Below are 14612 nucleotides of genomic sequence, written 5' to 3'. Positions count from 1 at the left end.
AGCAAGGTGGTACCGCGGGAGAATTTTTGGAGTTTTACCCGTCCTTGACAGATAGAGAATATTTGTCAGGGACGTTTTTTTATAGTTCTCTGACATCAACAAAGCTGTATTGTGGAAAAACTTTGATAATTGTGGATAAGGAGGATGAAAATGAGAAAAGTTGTGATTATCGGTGCAGGACATGTCGGTTCCCACTGTGGATATGCACTGGCACATTCGGGTATAGCCGGTGAGATTGTCCTTGTGGATGTGGATAAAGATAAGGCACACGCACAGGCATTAGACATTGCAGATAGCGTAAGCTTCTGTGAGAGAGAAACGGTAGTAAGAGATGGTGACTATAAAGATTGCGAAGATGCAGCTCTCGTTGTTGTCGCAATCGGTGAGGCAAGAAAGCCGGGACAGACAAGACTTGATATGTTAGGCCGTTCCGTAGAAATGTTAAAAGAACTTCTCGAACAGTTAAAACCATACAAGATTCCAGGAATTGTCGTAACCATTACCAATCCAGCTGACATTGTAGCCGACTATGTAAGAAAAGGACTTGGTTTAGAAAGAAACAGAGTCTTTGGAACAGGAACTTTATTAGACACCGCAAGATTAATTCGGACATTAAGCGAAGAATCCGGTGTGGGAAGACGTTCTATTCAGGCATATTCCTTAGGAGAACACGGAGATTCCTCTATGATTCCATTCTCATCAGTAACAATCGGGGGACTTCCATTCGATGCTTATGATATTTCTAAGGAAAAAGTCTTAGAAGCAACCAGACAGATTGGAATGACTATCATCGAAGGCAAAAAATCAACTGAATTTGGCATCGGCAGAGCATTAACTGAAATGGCAGCCTGCATCCTCCGTGATGAGAAAAAAATCATGCCGGCCTCTGTATTACTTCAAGGCGAATACGGTCAGCATGATGTACATTGCGGAGTCCCATGTCTCATCGGTAAAAATGGAATTGAGAAAATAATCGAACTTCCATTAACAGAGGAAGAACAGGAGATGCTTAACAAATCTTGTGAGGTAATTAAAAAGCATATAAAAATGGCAAGTGAAAATTAGAACTTAGAATTGCTGGCACTCTGATATTTAACACAATTTTTTACATAGTTTTTCACTTGAATCTTTTTCTTATGTGAAATTAAATATCACAGCAGACCAGCTTACACAAGTTTTAATCTGAAACAATTAAATTTTTAAATTTATATAATCTTGGGGAGAAGGTTTTTACAATATAAGCTGATTAAAAACTTCGGGCAACAGATATAGAAAGGAAAAGAAAATGAGAAAATTTAAAAAATTTGTAAGTACAGCAATTATAGCAGCAATGGCAGGAACTCTTTGTTTAACAGGATGTGGTTCTAACAGCAGTTCCGAAAGCAGCACAGGAAGTAGTAAGTCAGGAAAACAGGTTACTGTAGCAGTCGTTCAGCCAATGTCCCACACATCCCTTGACCAGATTCGTGATACTATCACTTCTGAACTTGGAAAAGACGACAACATCAAAGTTGTAACAGATAACGCAAACGGTGATACAGCAGCATTAAGCTCTATCATTGAGAATTATAAATCTGAAGGAGTAGACATTGTTGTTCCAATCGCAACTTCCACAGCACAGACAGCAAAGAGCGTTTATGATGGAGAAGATACACCAATCGTATTCGCCGCAGTTTCAGACCCGGAAGCAGCAGGTCTTACAGGAGAAGATTGTGCGAATATCACGGGTGTTTCTAACAACATTCCAGCAGATGAAATCGTTAAGCTGATCGCTAACTTCCAGCCAGATTACAAGAAGATTGGTTTCCTGTATACATCCAGTGAAACAAACTCCGTATCTACAATCACAGCAGCTAAGAAATACTGTGACGATAATAATATCGCTTATGAAGAGTCTTCTATCTCTAATGTTTCTGAGCTTCAGACAGCAGTAGAATCCCTGATTTCTAAAGGAGTAGATGCACTTTATACTGGTAATGACAACACAATCGCTTCAGCAATGGCTACTTACACAGATGTCGCTTACGCGAAGAAAGTTCCTATCTACTGTGGTGCTGACTCTATGGTTGCAGACGGTGGATTTGCTACAGTTGGTGTAAACTATGTACAGCTTGGAAAACAGGTTGCAGACATGGTAGAAAAGATTGCAAACGGCGAAAAAGTTTCTGATATTCCTTACGAGACAATTTCTGATTATGCAAAATATGTAAATATGCAGGCTGTAAAACAGTTTGGTGGTAACTTCGATAAGAAGGCATTTGAAGAATTTGATGTGCTTGTAGAGGAAGATGGAACAAGTCATTTTAATAAATAATGAATCAAGATTAGAATTGAGGACATAAACATGAATGAAATAGCAGGCATGTTAGTTTCCGCTCTCGGCCAGGGGTTTATCTACGCCCCTATGGCCCTGGGCGTTTTTCTGACATTTAGTATTTTAAAAACCCCTGACCTTACGGTAGAGGGAAGTTTTGTATTTGGAATGACCGCCTGTGTCGTAGTGACGATTGCAGGACATCCGATTTTAGGGCTTGTTGCTGGCACGCTTGCAGGAGCGGCAGCAGGACTTTGTACGGGACTTTTGCAGACTAAATTAAAGATTGAACCGATTTTATCTGGTATCCTTACAATGACGGGACTTTACACAGTAAACTATGCTATTCTGGGTGGTCAGTCCAACCGTTATTTACAGTATGAAGCAAAAAACAGCTTGGGCGTAACCGTAAATAAACCGGCAGATACTGTATACAAGATATTCCAGAGAGACTTTGGCAAGGATATGTCATCAGGCATGACCGCATTTTTACTTACCATGATAATCGTTATTGTAACCTGTGCAGTTCTTGTTACATTTTTCCGTACAAGAAATGGTATGGCGATTATTGCAACTGGTGATAATGAGGAAATGGTTCGTTCATCTTCGATTAATGCAGATGTATCCAGAATCGGCGGGGTCATGATTTCTAACGCACTCGTTGCATTTTCCGGCGCACTTCTTTGCCAGTATCAGAAATACGCAGATTTGAACTGTGGAAATGGTATGCTTGTTATGGGACTCGCCTCGGTAATCATCGGTCTTACTTTCTTTAGTAATCATTCCGTTACAATACAGGCAGTTGGTGTTGTTCTCGGTTCCTTATTATACCGAATCATCATTCAGATTGCATACAAGATTGATATGCCAAGCTATGCAGTTAAATTATTGTCTGCAGTTATCGTTGTAATCGCATTAGTTATTCCGTGGTTACAAAAAACATATAAAAAGAAAGGGGGCAGACGTTAATGAGCAGTCAGTTAAAACTTACAGATATCACAAAAAAGTTTGAGGCAAACACTGTCAATGAAAAAGTTGCCCTCGACCATTTAAATCTCACCGTAGAACCCGGTCAGTTTGTTACTGTACTCGGTTCAAACGGTTCCGGTAAATCTACCATGTTTAACGTCATCCTCGGAAGCCTTTTTCCAGATGAAGGAAAAGTGTACTTAGGAGACAAAGACATTACGAAATTAAAAGACTACAAACGAGCCTTAAACATCGGATGCCTTTACCAGAATCCACTTCGTGGAACCGCTCCGAACCTCACCATTGAGGAAAACCTTGCCCTTGCTTACACAAGAAAGGCTTCCCCGTCTTTCTTTGCCTTAAATAAAAAGGACAGTGCCTACTTTAGAGAAGTCCTTTCCACACTTGGAATGGGACTCGAAGACAGAATGAAAACAAAAATCGGTCTTCTTTCCGGCGGACAGCGACAGGCAGCCTCTCTTTTAATGGCAACCATTGCAGAACCAGAACTCCTATTACTCGATGAACATACCGCAGCCCTTGACCCCGGCGCAGCCGAAAAAGTCATGGCATTAACGAAAAAGATTGTTGAGGAAAATAAGATCACAACCCTTATGATTACGCATGATATGGAATATGCATTAGAATACGGTAGCAGGACGATTATGCTGGATTCTGGAAAAATAGTCATGGATCTGACCGGAAAAGAACGAGAAGAAATGACAACAGGGAAATTAGCCGAACTCTTTTATGGAAAAGCACATAAGAGGGGGTGATTTGCCGCAGGCAAGGGGGAGCGACAGATAAACAGACGAACTCCAGAAGGTAAATAAAGCATATTTGTGACTTTAGTCGCGGCGTGTTGAATGTTCGCTTTCGTGCTCACATCCAACACTTGCTCCGAGGCCACAAATATGCTTTATTTATCTTCTGGAGTTCGTCAGTTTGCCAGTTTGGTATCTCAGAATGATGGTTCGTCAGTTTGTTAACTCGCTATGATGGTTCGTCAGTTCGCCTTGAATACCAAGCTTTCTACTTCATCTGTTTTGTTAAAACATTTTGTGGTAATATATATAATAAAACTGCGTGAATATTATCATACAGACAGGAGTACGAGATGAAAAGCAGAGTCCAGAAAAAAGAAACGCGTTGGGAGAAGCTTGATAATACAGCGAATCTTTTCCCGGTTATCGCGAATGAGACGATGACAAATGTATATAGAATCGCTGTAATTCTTTCGGAGAATATTGAGCCAGAGTGTCTGCAGGAGGCATTAGAGCAGGTTCTGCCCTGGTTTAACACAATGAATGTACGGATGAGAACGGGAATGTTCTGGTATTATTTTGAGACAAATGTAAAGGGAAAGCCAGTTGTGCGTGAGGAGGAAGATTTTCCTTGTCGTTATATAGAGCAGCATCGGAATAAAAGTTATTTATTTCGGGTGACATACTATAAGAATCGAATTAATTTGGAAGTATTTCATGCGCTTGCAGATGGAATGGGAGCGGTGAACTTTTTAAGGGAATTGACATATCAGTATTTGAGAATTTGTTATCCGCAGCTTTCGGGTGAGATGGGTGACCGGCTTTGCGATGATACGTCGCTTGATACAGAGGACAGTTATTTAAAGAATTATAAAAAGGCAGGGAAGAAGACTTATAAGTCTGTTCCAGCAGTGCACATGAAGGGAGAACGTCTTGTTCGAGGTGAACTAGGGATTATTCATGGGTATATGTCAGTGAAGCAGCTTAAAGAGAAGGCAAAAGAACTTGGGATGAGTATTAATGAATATTTATCCGGGATTTTTGTATACAGCATTTATAAAGGATATTTGCATGGAAATGTTTCAAAAAAGCCGATTGTGCTGTGTGTTCCGGTGAATCTGCGGCCGTTTTTTGGCTCAATGACAACAAGGAATTTCTTTGCGATGGCGAGTGCCTCTTTTTTACCGGAAAAGGAAAAATACGAGCGGCAGGAAGTGATGAAGCTGGTGCAGGCAGAGTTAAAGAGGCAGATTACACAGGAGAATCTGGAAAAAATGATTGCATACAATGTGTCGAATCAGAAGAATTATGCATTGCGGGTAGTCCCTCTTTTCCTGAAAAAGCCAGCGATTAAGTTTGTATATTTGATGAGTGCGAAGGCAACGACAACAACGATTACAAATATGGGACAAATGATGGTGGATGAGGCATACCGCCCATATATCAAGCGTTTTCAGATAATACTGTCTCCATCGGCCGGGCAGAATACAAAGGCAACAGTCTGCTCCTATGGGGATGAACTGACATTTACTTTTAGTTCGCTTTTAAAGGATACTTCAGTACAGAAAGTATTTTTTAGAAGTCTTGCGGAGGACGGCATTGATGTAGAGATAGAAACGAATGGAGTGTATTATGATTAATGAAAAGCATTTTTCAAACACGCTCTGGCATTCCGAATAGAAAGTTTGAATGTACTATAATTAATAGAAAGTGTTTGCTGAGAGGAGGTGCATTTTCCCATGAATAAATGTAAGAGATGCAACGTGTGGGTTGCGGATGATACGATGGTTTGCCCGCTGTGTCATACAATATTGACGGAAGAAAAGTCAAAGGGACAGAAATCAGGCAGCGGATTTCCAGATAGTGAATTTGAATATAATGGAGCCAGGTATGTTGATATAGATTCTGTAGCAGATAAAAGATTTCTGATACAAGGTCCGGGCTATCCTGATGTAAAGAAAAATACAAGACGTTTCCGAAAAGCAGGGCGAATTCTCCTGTTTATTTCGCTTGCGTTAGAAATGCTGCTTGCATTTATCAACTATCTGACATTTGATATGGCACCGAAATACTGGTCTGTTGTAACTGGGGGAATTATTGCCTATCTCATATTGACAATGTGGGATATTTTCAGTAGAAGACAGGGGCATATCCGGAAGATTTATACACAGATTTTTGTTATATTAGGACTGATGATTTTGATCGATTTTGCCCTTGACTGGAGTGGATGGTCACTGGAATTTGGTCTGCCGTGCATTATTTATGGATTGGTTCTTGCAATTATCATTTGTATGAGCGTGAATTCTTCAAGCTGGCAAAATTATCTGCTTATGCAGCTTGCGGCAATTGCGCTCAGTATATTAGATGTAGTATTACATTTTACGGGGTATTTGCATCATATCGTACTTGCATGGATTGCATTTGGATTGTCCGTATTGCTGTGGAGCGGAACGATGATAATTGGAGACCGCAAGGCAAAGAATGAATTGAAGCGAAAGCTTCATATATAGCCTTCTATAGTTTTGTGTAAACAGAAACAAACGTTAAAAAATTAAAATAGTGAATAGGGAGATGAGGATGAATAGAAGAAATTTGGGGACAAGTAGTGGAAGAAGAGAGAAGGCTGTGGATAAATCTGCAATGGAGCGAATGGTTCGCCAGAATAGGGCAAGAAGAAAGAAACGCAGAAAAGATAAGTCAATCAGTCTGGCAGCGACTATGTCTAAGAATGTTATTGCGCTTGCAACTTCTCTGCATGGAATTGGTCCGCTGATTCAGAATGGGACATTTCGGAAGAGAGTGGCAGAGATAGAACCGCCGTGGCATCCGCCAAGAGGATTTTCACTTGTTCCGATTGAGATGCCGGATTTTTCAATGGAATTGTTATTGCATCAAAATGAGTTCTTTTCCAATAACAGCTTGGAATATTTGAAAACTGATGATAGCAATATGCCAGAAGACCGGGCGGGCAAAGAAGATACAGCAGAACGCCTGCTGACCGAGAACCGTGAAGTCGTTTTACAGCTTCATGGTGGAGGTTACATTGGAAAAATGAAAAATGCATACCGGGATTTTGCCGTATTGTATGCAAGAATGCCGGGAGAAAGGGCAGTTCTTTCTGTTGATTATCGTGTGGCACCAGAAGACCCATATCCGGCAGCACTAGAAGATGCTTACGCAGCATACCAGTGGCTCCTTGAAATGGGATGTAGGGGAAGTCAGATTATTGTTGTCGGAGACTCTGCCGGAGGCGGCCTGGCATTAGCGCTCTGTCTTTATTTAAAAGATAAAGGAGAGCCGCTTCCGAAGAAACTTGTGTTAATGTCTCCGTGGACAGATCTGGCAGCCACAGGAGATTCCTATGAGACAAACTTTGAAAAAGATCCTCTTTTTGGTAATACGACAGACAGCATGATTTACAGCAATGCATATTATGGGGAAAATGACCCTAAAACACCATACATTTCCCCACTTTACGGTAATTACGAAGGGTTTCCGCCAATGCTCTTTCAGGTAGGCGGTGCAGAAATGCTTTTAAGTGACAGCGCGAGAGCAGCAAAAAAAGCGAAAGCAGCAGGTTGCGAAGTGCAGCTTACCATATATGATGAAATGTTCCATGTCTTTCAGCTTGGAATGAAAAAAATGAAAGAATCAAGAGAAGCCTGGAAAGAAATAGAAGAATTTCTTACTATTTAATTCATTAGACAGACACCCAAGAAGAAAGGATATCTTCTTTCATTAGGGACTTCGACAATTTTGTTATATTATTCTTGAATTAAGAAAAAGGGGCGTTTTTTATGCGGCAAAACGAAATTTCTCCGAAAACTGGTAAACAGAGTCATAATTTCAAAAAAATGAGCAATACTAACAGCAGAAAATCATTATCTATAAAACCAGAATAAGGAGAAGATATTATGAAAGCTACAGGTATTGTACGTCGTATAGATGATTTAGGCAGAATTGTTATACCAAAGGAGATAAGAAAGACTCTTAAGGTAAAAGAGGGAATGCCGCTTGAGATTTACACGGATAAAGAAGGGGGAATCATTTTACGAAAATTTTTGCCTTTTTCAGAAATGTCTTCTCTTTCGGAAGAATTCGCACAGTGTGTAGCACAGCAAATGGGGAATGCAGTCTTTGTCACAGACAGAGAAAAAGTTGTTGCTGCTGCCGGATACACAGGAGAGGATATTGTCGGAGAACCAATCAGTCATATATTAGAGAATATTTTGGATGACAGAGATGAGAGATTACCGTTATCCGAAAGAAATCGCTTTATTCCGATAATTCATGGCATGGAAGAACATGAACAAATCTGCCAGGCAATCCGAAGCAATGGACAGATAATGGGAGCGATTATTATACAGGCAAAAGATAGAAAACAACGACTGGGGGAATCGGAGAAGAAGATCGCCCTTGTGGCGGCGGAATTTTTGGGAAAACAGGTGAGTGTGTAATAAATTCCAGTTTGCCGCAGGCAAAAAGACGCGCCCAAAGAGAGAAGATACCGTAAATTGAGGCGTGCAGGTTGCTGGAATGATTTTTCAAACACACTCTAAATCCCTCCAATGGATTTTCCGACCTGCCAGCAAGCAGAACCCAGAAAGATAAATAAAGCATATTTGTGGCCTCGGAGCAAAGGCTGGATGCGAGCGCTTTTACGCGAACATTCAGCCTGCAGCGACTAAAGTCACAAATATGCTTTATTTATCTTTCTGGGTTCGTCTGTTTTGTCTGTTCCGCCTATCTCCCTACAAATACCGGAAAAGCTCCTTAGCTTCATCCTTCTTTGCAGTATCCTTCACATCAAGTATCTCCGCCTTGACAGTCTTATTTCCAAACTGGATTTCAAGAACATCGCCATTCTTCACATTAAGACTTGCTTTAGCGGTCTTACCGTTCACAAGAACACGACCGGCATCGCAGGCTTCATTCGCTACGGTACGGCGTTTGATTAAGCGGGAAACTTTTAAAAATTTATCTAGTCTCATAATGTCCTCCCGGACGCTGACTTTTAAACACGATCTAATTAATAAAATTAGTTATTTACTTTCTCTTTTAAAGACTTCATAGCTTTGAACTTAGGAGCTTTAGAAGCTGGGATGTGGATAGTCTCTTTTGTTCTTGGGTTGATTCCGTCACGAGCTGCTCTTTCAGTTACTTCGAAAGTACCGAATCCAGCTAACTGAATCTTCTCGCCTTTGCTGAGTTCATCACCAACAACATCAATGAAAGCTTTTAAAGCCTGGTCAGCATCTTTTTTTGTTAATTCTGTTCTTTCTGCAATTGCTGCTACTAATTCTGTTTTATTCATGATAAATTCCTCCTGATATTCTTGTCATTGTCTCATTGAAATATCGCGCAAAAGCGCATTTACTTCAATAGTTATAACGGTTTTGGAAGTGTTTGTCAAGGTGTTTCCTGCAATTTTTACAGGGTTATATATTTTATTAGCAATACATATAATGAAAGGAATAAAAATGAGGGTAAAACTTATGGAAGAGAGGATTTTAAAGAGTCATAAGATTTCACTTTTTAATCGAAGCAGCGGGATTATAAGCGGTGTAAAAGAGGTAATTTCCTTTGACCCAAATGAGATTATTTTAGATACGGAACAGGGAATGCTTATGATTCAGGGAGAAGAACTGCATGTAACAAAACTTACAGTAGAAAAAGGGGAGGTGGAGATAGAAGGACTGGTATACAGCATGGTGTATTCGGATGACGGATATATGAAAGGGGAAAAAGGAGGTCTGCTCAGGAGGTTGTTCCACTAAATGGAAAATAAAAAAATAGCGGATATTATTATAAAGCAGATTCATCTTTTTTTCATTAGCGGTCTATATGGAATTTTGCTCGGATTATGGTATGAATTTTTCCGAACGCTTCGAAAAAATTTTGTACATAAAAACAAAATGGTGCATTTGGAAGATGTGATTTTTTGTTTTACAGCAGCTATAGGATTATTTATACTGTTTCAGGTGTATAATCAGGGAATGGTACGATTTTATTGTCTGGTTGGATTAGAATGTGGGGCTGTTTTTTATTTTTTGGTTTTGAGTGAAGTGATTGGAAAGCTGTTTTCTGTATTTATTAAAATTATTAGCAAAATAGTGAAAATTACAGGGGGAATCATACTTTTTCCAGGAAAAGTAATTGTGAAAAATACAGGCAAAATGTTGAAAAATATGAGGAGAACCGTTAAAATAATAAGAAGAAATAAATGAGGCAGGATTTGGCAGGTGCAGAATGAAGAAGAGAAAGAAAAAGAAGAAAAACAGTAAACAGTTTAACAGACAGTTCAAGAAGACGTTTTTTACGAAAAAGTCTGCGATTATTATTGTTTGTACAGTTATTATTTTAAGTGCTTTCTGGGGAGCATACCAGAAAGTTGAGAGAAAAGCTGCGAAGTATCAGAAGACAATTGATGAATTAAAGACAGAAGTGAAGAATTTAAATCAGACGAATAAAACACTTGAAAAAGAAAAGAATAATATTGATACGGACGAGTCTAAAGAGCGAATTGCGAGAGAGCGTCTCGGAATGATCAAAGAGGGAGAAATTTCTTTGCAGGAAGCCCAGGAAGGAGAATCAGCGAGTACAACGGCGGCAGACAGCGCAGAAACCACAATGGCAAGCGAAGATCAAAGCGGTCAGACAACGGAAAGCGCAGATCAGACAACACAATCTCAGACAGAGAATAAAGCAACAATACAAAAAACAGATTAAAAATTTTGAAAAACCCTTGACATATCATAAAATACATGGTATGATATTGCCTGTTGAGTGCGGCGGGATAGCTCAGTTGGCTAGAGCACGCGGTTCATACCCGCGGTGTCGCTGGTTCAAATCCAGTTCCCGCTACTTTGAAAAAGGCTTGTATAAGCCTTTTTTTGTTTTCTGGAAAGAGACGAACACAAAGGAAGTTTATAATAGTAGAGGTGAATGTAGTCGCTGCTAGAAGGGTATCGGGTGAAAGTTCCTCCGTAAAATAATTGATTTTGACTCAGTTGTAAAAAACACAAAGTCGCAAAATCAATTATTTTACGGAGGAACTTTCATTAATAGTATCTTTGAGCAGCTCCTAGAGTGTGTTTCAAACACGCTCTAAGTTGCCATTGCTATTATAAGCTTCTTTTGTGTTCTGTTTTTCGTAAGAAATAAAAAGGTTATTCAATCCTTTGAGAGGATTTGAGGATTTGGGCAGCGGTTTTTGTTTACTTCCAGTTGTTTGCTGACAGTTCAACAAATCCATTGGAAGATTCAGGGAAGAAAGTTGTAAATGTAAAATATCTTGAACAAGGTGATTGGTGACATTGGTAAGCAAAGATGTCCGCAAATTTCTCAAGAAATAAATTCTGAATTTTCCCTCTCCAGCCAAAGACAGCTCTCAGGGAATATAATAGTCCATATTTGTGGCCTGGGAGCAAGTGTTGGATACGAGCGACAGAGCGAGTATTCAACACGCCGCGACGAAAGTCACAAATATGGACTATTATATTCCCTGAGAGCGTCTCCTTTGCCAGCGACAAACCAGAAGCCTCAGCTTTTCGTCGGCGTTGCCACCAATCGACATATCTGTTTCGAAGAATCAACTATAATGATTCTGAAATCGTATTGTGGAGGGAAGGTATTATGCATAACAGAAGTTATAACGAGCAGGATGCCATACAGCGCCTGCTTCTTTTTGAAGAGGGACTTTCCAGATTGATTGAACTGATGAAAATAGAGAAAAAAGATGTGCTGGGTAATGACATGGATTTTTTGTGTCAGTCAATCATGCAGGATGTATGCCGCAAATGTCCTAAATATAGAGAATGTTATGGAAGCAGACAAAAAGAAACGATTGGAGAAATTGCTTCGATATTGGAGCAGGCTTACCAGTGTTCTGGAGTAGACGGGCGGATGGCATCCTCAGAATTTCGCAGGAATTGTGTTTTTTTTCAGCCATTTATGGAAGAAATATCATGGTTATATCGTCTCATTTATCAAAACATATACTGGGAACAAAGGTATGATGAGATAAAACAGGTTATGTGCCGGCAGTTAGATGAACAGCGCCTTTTTCTTCGGGAGTGCCGGGTAAATATGCAAAAAGGTGAAGAAATCTGTGGACGAAAAAAGATGGCATTAAAAACGCTTTTTTTCAGAAAAGGAATTCATTTTATAAAGGGAAAAGAATATAAAGATGGAAGTGGATTGCTTCAGGTGACGGTACAGGTGCAGCCTCTTTTGGGGACAAAGAAAGCAGAACTGGTAAGAAAATGCCTGAATACATATTACAAGAGGAATTTTTACAGGAACATGGAAACAACATGGCTTAGGCCGGGAGAGAACAGGATTTCTTTTATAGAGGAGAATGGTTTTCATGTCGTTTTTGGACAAAGATGTTGTAATAAAAAAGGAGAAGATGTTTGTGGAGATACATTTTCATTTACTAATTTTGGAAGAAAAAGAGCGGTCATGCTTTTGTCAGATGGAATGGGTACTGGAAAAAAAGCGAATGAGGATAGCCGGCGATTGATTGAGACATTGGAAGATTTGCTTGAAGCAGGAATCTCAGAAGAGTTTGCACTGGAAATGATACAGGATGCTCTTTTATTTCAGGATAAGGGAGCATTTTCTACGATAGATGCGGCGGTTATTTCATTAAAAACAGGGATATTAAAATTGTTAAAGGCAGGGGGAATGGCTACATTTATCCGGCATAAAAATTCAGTAGAGAGGATTATGCCAGCTGCGCTTCCTCCAGGATGCCGAATTGGACAGCAGTTTGACTTGAAATATAAAAAGCTATATGATGGAGATATGGTAATCATGGTATCAGATGGAATGCTGGAATTTGAAAATATGCCAGAGATTTCATTTCGTATGGAAAGCCTGATTGGAAAGATAAAGACAAATAATGCACAGGTTTTTGCAAATGAATTAATAGAAGCAGTTCCGGTGTTAGAGGACGGTTATGACGATGACCGAACGGTGCTGGTAGCTGCTATCTGGGAGAAAGGAACACAAAAATGTGGGATAAACATTGGGAGAGAGTAGATTCTTTCTTGAAAAAATGGAAAATGGTACAGGAGGGAGACTCCATTTTACTTGGGATTTCCGGAGGAGCGGATTCTGTTTGTCTTGCGAGATATTTTCTTGCAAGGAGGGAGGCTCTTTCTTTAAAATTGTACGCAGTACATATTAATCACATGCTTCGTGGTGAGGAGGCAAAGCGGGATGAAGAGTTCGTGCAGGATTTCTGCCACAAGTGGAACCTCTCGCTAAATGTGGAGTACCGTAATATAAAAGAGGAGAGCCGGCAGAAAAAATGTTCTGAGGAAGAGGCGGGCAGAATCGCCCGCTATGAGTGTTTCGAAAAATATGCGAAAGAGTATCATTGTGGAAAGATTGCGGTGGCGCATCATCAAAATGATGCGGCGGAAACGATTTTATTTCGGATGCTGCGAGGGACTGGACCGCAGGGAATGGCGGGCATTTTGCCGGTCAATGGAAAGATTATCCGTCCATTTCTCTGTTTAAGCAGGGAAGAAATCATGGATATTCTTCAAAATATCGGGCAGAATTATGTCGATGACAGCACGAATACGAATGAAGAATACAGCCGCAATTATATCCGTCACCGCATTTTGCCGGAGATGGAACATGTCAATCAAAAGGCAGCGGCACATATCAGCGAGCTTGGAATGCAGATGCAGGAGCTTTTAGCATATGTTACCCCGCAAATGGAAAAATTATATAATGAAAATGTAATAGCAAATGAACAGGGAGAGCTGTTTTTGGAAGAGAAAACATTTTCTGTGATGAGTCTTTTTGAACAAAAGGAAATGATGAGACGGATGCTTTTTGAAATATCGGGACACCGAAAAGACATTTCCCTCGTTCATGTGGAACAGATGCTTGCACTGATGGCAAATAAGGAAGGTAAGCAGCAGAATTGTCCGTATGGGGTGCTTGCAAAGCGAGTGCGGGATGGACTTTTATTAATGAAGTTGTCGACTGATGTAACATTTTCAGATAAAAATAAACAAAAAGATGGGCAACAAAAGAGTGATGAACAGAATTTAGAGAATTTAAATAAAAAAAATAAAAAATGTGGTAATCATTCAGAAGATAAAATGCAGCCAGTATATTTGCAGCTGACTGCCGAATCAGAAGAATCAAAGGCAGAAGAAACGATAGTATTGTCAAATGAGACATTATTGCAAAAATTTACAATCCATTTTTCCATTTTACCGTGGAATGGCGGGAAAGTTGCAAAAAGGGATTGTGTGAAATACTTTGATTATGATAAAATGAAATGTAAACCCTGTTTAAGAACCAGAGATACCGGCGATTATTTTATTATGGATAAAGAAGGACGGCGTAAATCACTGGGACGCTATTTTATTGATACGAAAATTCCTGCTTCGGACAGAGACGGGCAGCTTCTGCTGGCAGATGGTTCCCATATTATGTGGATAATCGGAGGACGCATCAGCGAGTTTTACAAGGTAAGCAGCGAGACAAAGCGGGTGCTTAGAGTATCGGTGCAGGAGAAAGAAGAGAATTAGAGAATT

General features: G+C 40.0%; 16 protein-coding genes and 1 tRNA gene. 14 read left to right on the top strand and 3 right to left on the bottom strand.

The window, feature by feature from the left end; translation table 11 throughout:
* The first annotated feature begins 150 nt into the window (after positions 1 to 150).
* The 8 genes from EUBHAL_RS09235 (at position 151) to EUBHAL_RS09200 (ending at position 8504) form a co-directional block, all read left to right on the top strand.
* Positions 151 to 1065, top strand: coding sequence for an L-lactate dehydrogenase (locus EUBHAL_RS09235; protein ID WP_242648775.1), 915 nt, complete (start codon positions 151 to 153; stop codon positions 1063 to 1065).
* A gap of 220 nt (positions 1066 to 1285) precedes the next feature.
* Positions 1286 to 2314, top strand: a complete 1029-nt coding sequence (locus EUBHAL_RS09230) for an ABC transporter substrate-binding protein (RefSeq protein WP_005348442.1) — start codon at positions 1286 to 1288, stop codon at positions 2312 to 2314.
* A gap of 30 nt (positions 2315 to 2344) precedes the next feature.
* Entirely contained in the window at positions 2345 to 3283 is a 939-nt protein-coding gene (locus EUBHAL_RS09225) for an ABC transporter permease (protein WP_005348441.1), read from the top strand.
* A complete protein-coding gene (locus EUBHAL_RS09220) occupies positions 3283 to 4059 on the top strand; it encodes an ABC transporter ATP-binding protein (protein ID WP_005348440.1) in 777 nt (258 codons plus the stop codon). Before EUBHAL_RS09225 ends, EUBHAL_RS09220 begins: the two co-directional genes overlap by 1 nt.
* A gap of 341 nt (positions 4060 to 4400) precedes the next feature.
* Positions 4401 to 5687, top strand: a complete 1287-nt coding sequence (locus EUBHAL_RS09215; RefSeq protein ID WP_005348439.1) for a hypothetical protein — start codon at positions 4401 to 4403, stop codon at positions 5685 to 5687.
* Positions 5688 to 5786: 99 nt separating this feature from the next.
* Positions 5787 to 6557 (top strand): DUF6320 domain-containing protein, encoded by a 771-nt coding sequence (locus EUBHAL_RS09210; protein WP_005348438.1) that lies wholly within the window; start codon positions 5787 to 5789, stop codon positions 6555 to 6557.
* A gap of 67 nt (positions 6558 to 6624) precedes the next feature.
* Positions 6625 to 7743, top strand: coding sequence for an alpha/beta hydrolase (locus EUBHAL_RS09205; RefSeq protein WP_242648774.1), 1119 nt, complete (start codon positions 6625 to 6627; stop codon positions 7741 to 7743).
* A 218-nt stretch (positions 7744 to 7961) separates the two neighbouring features.
* Entirely contained in the window at positions 7962 to 8504 is a 543-nt protein-coding gene (locus EUBHAL_RS09200; RefSeq protein WP_005348436.1) for a stage V sporulation T C-terminal domain-containing protein, read from the top strand.
* 294 nt (positions 8505 to 8798) lie between these two features.
* On the opposite strand, the gene EUBHAL_RS09195 is transcribed toward EUBHAL_RS09200, so the two are convergent.
* On the bottom strand, positions 8799 to 9038 hold the full coding sequence (locus EUBHAL_RS09195; RefSeq protein WP_005348435.1) for an RNA-binding S4 domain-containing protein: 240 nt from the start codon (positions 9036 to 9038) through the stop codon (positions 8799 to 8801).
* A 47-nt stretch (positions 9039 to 9085) separates the two neighbouring features.
* Entirely contained in the window at positions 9086 to 9361 is a 276-nt protein-coding gene (locus EUBHAL_RS09190; protein ID WP_005348434.1) for an HU family DNA-binding protein, read from the bottom strand.
* A gap of 151 nt (positions 9362 to 9512) precedes the next feature.
* On the opposite strand from EUBHAL_RS09190, the gene yabP reads away from it, so the two are divergent.
* From yabP to EUBHAL_RS09170, 4 genes are all read left to right on the top strand, one after another.
* A complete protein-coding gene (gene yabP, locus EUBHAL_RS09185; RefSeq protein ID WP_242648773.1) occupies positions 9513 to 9824 on the top strand; it encodes a sporulation protein YabP in 312 nt (103 codons plus the stop codon).
* On the top strand, positions 9825 to 10274 hold the full coding sequence (yabQ, locus tag EUBHAL_RS09180) for a spore cortex biosynthesis protein YabQ (RefSeq protein ID WP_005348432.1): 450 nt from the start codon (positions 9825 to 9827) through the stop codon (positions 10272 to 10274).
* A gap of 22 nt (positions 10275 to 10296) precedes the next feature.
* Positions 10297 to 10776 carry an FtsB family cell division protein gene (locus tag EUBHAL_RS09175; protein ID WP_005348431.1) on the top strand — a complete coding sequence of 160 codons (480 nt, stop codon included), beginning with the start codon at positions 10297 to 10299 and terminating at the stop codon, positions 10774 to 10776.
* Between the two features lie 61 nt (positions 10777 to 10837).
* Positions 10838 to 10911: transfer RNA gene (locus EUBHAL_RS09170), tRNA-Met, on the top strand.
* 232 nt (positions 10912 to 11143) lie between these two features.
* On the opposite strand, the gene EUBHAL_RS15925 is transcribed toward EUBHAL_RS09170, so the two are convergent.
* Positions 11144 to 11428: a hypothetical protein gene (locus EUBHAL_RS15925; protein WP_005348430.1), complete on the bottom strand. Its 285-nt coding sequence runs from the start codon at positions 11426 to 11428 to the stop codon at positions 11144 to 11146.
* 254 nt (positions 11429 to 11682) lie between these two features.
* On the opposite strand from EUBHAL_RS15925, the gene EUBHAL_RS14860 reads away from it, so the two are divergent.
* Both EUBHAL_RS14860 and tilS read left to right on the top strand, forming a co-directional pair.
* Positions 11683 to 13092, top strand: a complete 1410-nt coding sequence (locus EUBHAL_RS14860; RefSeq protein WP_005348429.1) for a SpoIIE family protein phosphatase — start codon at positions 11683 to 11685, stop codon at positions 13090 to 13092.
* Positions 13065 to 14606, top strand: coding sequence for a tRNA lysidine(34) synthetase TilS (gene tilS / locus EUBHAL_RS09160; RefSeq protein ID WP_005348428.1), 1542 nt, complete (start codon positions 13065 to 13067; stop codon positions 14604 to 14606). Before EUBHAL_RS14860 ends, tilS begins: the two co-directional genes overlap by 28 nt.
* Positions 14607 to 14612: the final 6 nt, after the last annotated feature.

It is taken from the genome of Anaerobutyricum hallii DSM 3353, from assembly GCF_000173975.1.
Classification (GTDB): domain Bacteria; phylum Bacillota; class Clostridia; order Lachnospirales; family Lachnospiraceae; genus Anaerobutyricum; species Anaerobutyricum hallii.
This window is presented reverse-complemented; position numbering and strand designations above follow the sequence as displayed.

What these genes read in the sequence shown, in the direction of transcription:
- EUBHAL_RS09235 (WP_242648775.1), top strand. Translation starts at nt 151, where the DNA reads ATGAGAAAAGTTGTGATTATCGGTGCAGGACATGTCGGTTCCCACTGT.
- EUBHAL_RS09230 (WP_005348442.1), top strand. Translation starts at nt 1,286, where the DNA reads ATGAGAAAATTTAAAAAATTTGTAAGTACAGCAATTATAGCAGCAATG.
- EUBHAL_RS09225 (WP_005348441.1), top strand. Translation starts at nt 2,345, where the DNA reads ATGAATGAAATAGCAGGCATGTTAGTTTCCGCTCTCGGCCAGGGGTTT.
- EUBHAL_RS09220 (WP_005348440.1), top strand. Translation starts at nt 3,283, where the DNA reads ATGAGCAGTCAGTTAAAACTTACAGATATCACAAAAAAGTTTGAGGCA.
- EUBHAL_RS09215 (WP_005348439.1), top strand. Translation starts at nt 4,401, where the DNA reads ATGAAAAGCAGAGTCCAGAAAAAAGAAACGCGTTGGGAGAAGCTTGAT.
- EUBHAL_RS09210 (WP_005348438.1), top strand. Translation starts at nt 5,787, where the DNA reads ATGAATAAATGTAAGAGATGCAACGTGTGGGTTGCGGATGATACGATG.
- EUBHAL_RS09205 (WP_242648774.1), top strand. Translation starts at nt 6,625, where the DNA reads ATGAATAGAAGAAATTTGGGGACAAGTAGTGGAAGAAGAGAGAAGGCT.
- EUBHAL_RS09200 (WP_005348436.1), top strand. Translation starts at nt 7,962, where the DNA reads ATGAAAGCTACAGGTATTGTACGTCGTATAGATGATTTAGGCAGAATT.
- EUBHAL_RS09195 (WP_005348435.1), bottom strand. Translation starts at nt 9,038, where the DNA reads ATGAGACTAGATAAATTTTTAAAAGTTTCCCGCTTAATCAAACGCCGT.
- EUBHAL_RS09190 (WP_005348434.1), bottom strand. Translation starts at nt 9,361, where the DNA reads ATGAATAAAACAGAATTAGTAGCAGCAATTGCAGAAAGAACAGAATTA.
- yabP (WP_242648773.1), top strand. Translation starts at nt 9,513, where the DNA reads ATGAAAGGAATAAAAATGAGGGTAAAACTTATGGAAGAGAGGATTTTA.
- yabQ (WP_005348432.1), top strand. Translation starts at nt 9,825, where the DNA reads ATGGAAAATAAAAAAATAGCGGATATTATTATAAAGCAGATTCATCTT.
- EUBHAL_RS09175 (WP_005348431.1), top strand. Translation starts at nt 10,297, where the DNA reads ATGAAGAAGAGAAAGAAAAAGAAGAAAAACAGTAAACAGTTTAACAGA.
- EUBHAL_RS14860 (WP_005348429.1), top strand. Translation starts at nt 11,683, where the DNA reads ATGCATAACAGAAGTTATAACGAGCAGGATGCCATACAGCGCCTGCTT.
- tilS (WP_005348428.1), top strand. Translation starts at nt 13,065, where the DNA reads ATGTGGGATAAACATTGGGAGAGAGTAGATTCTTTCTTGAAAAAATGG.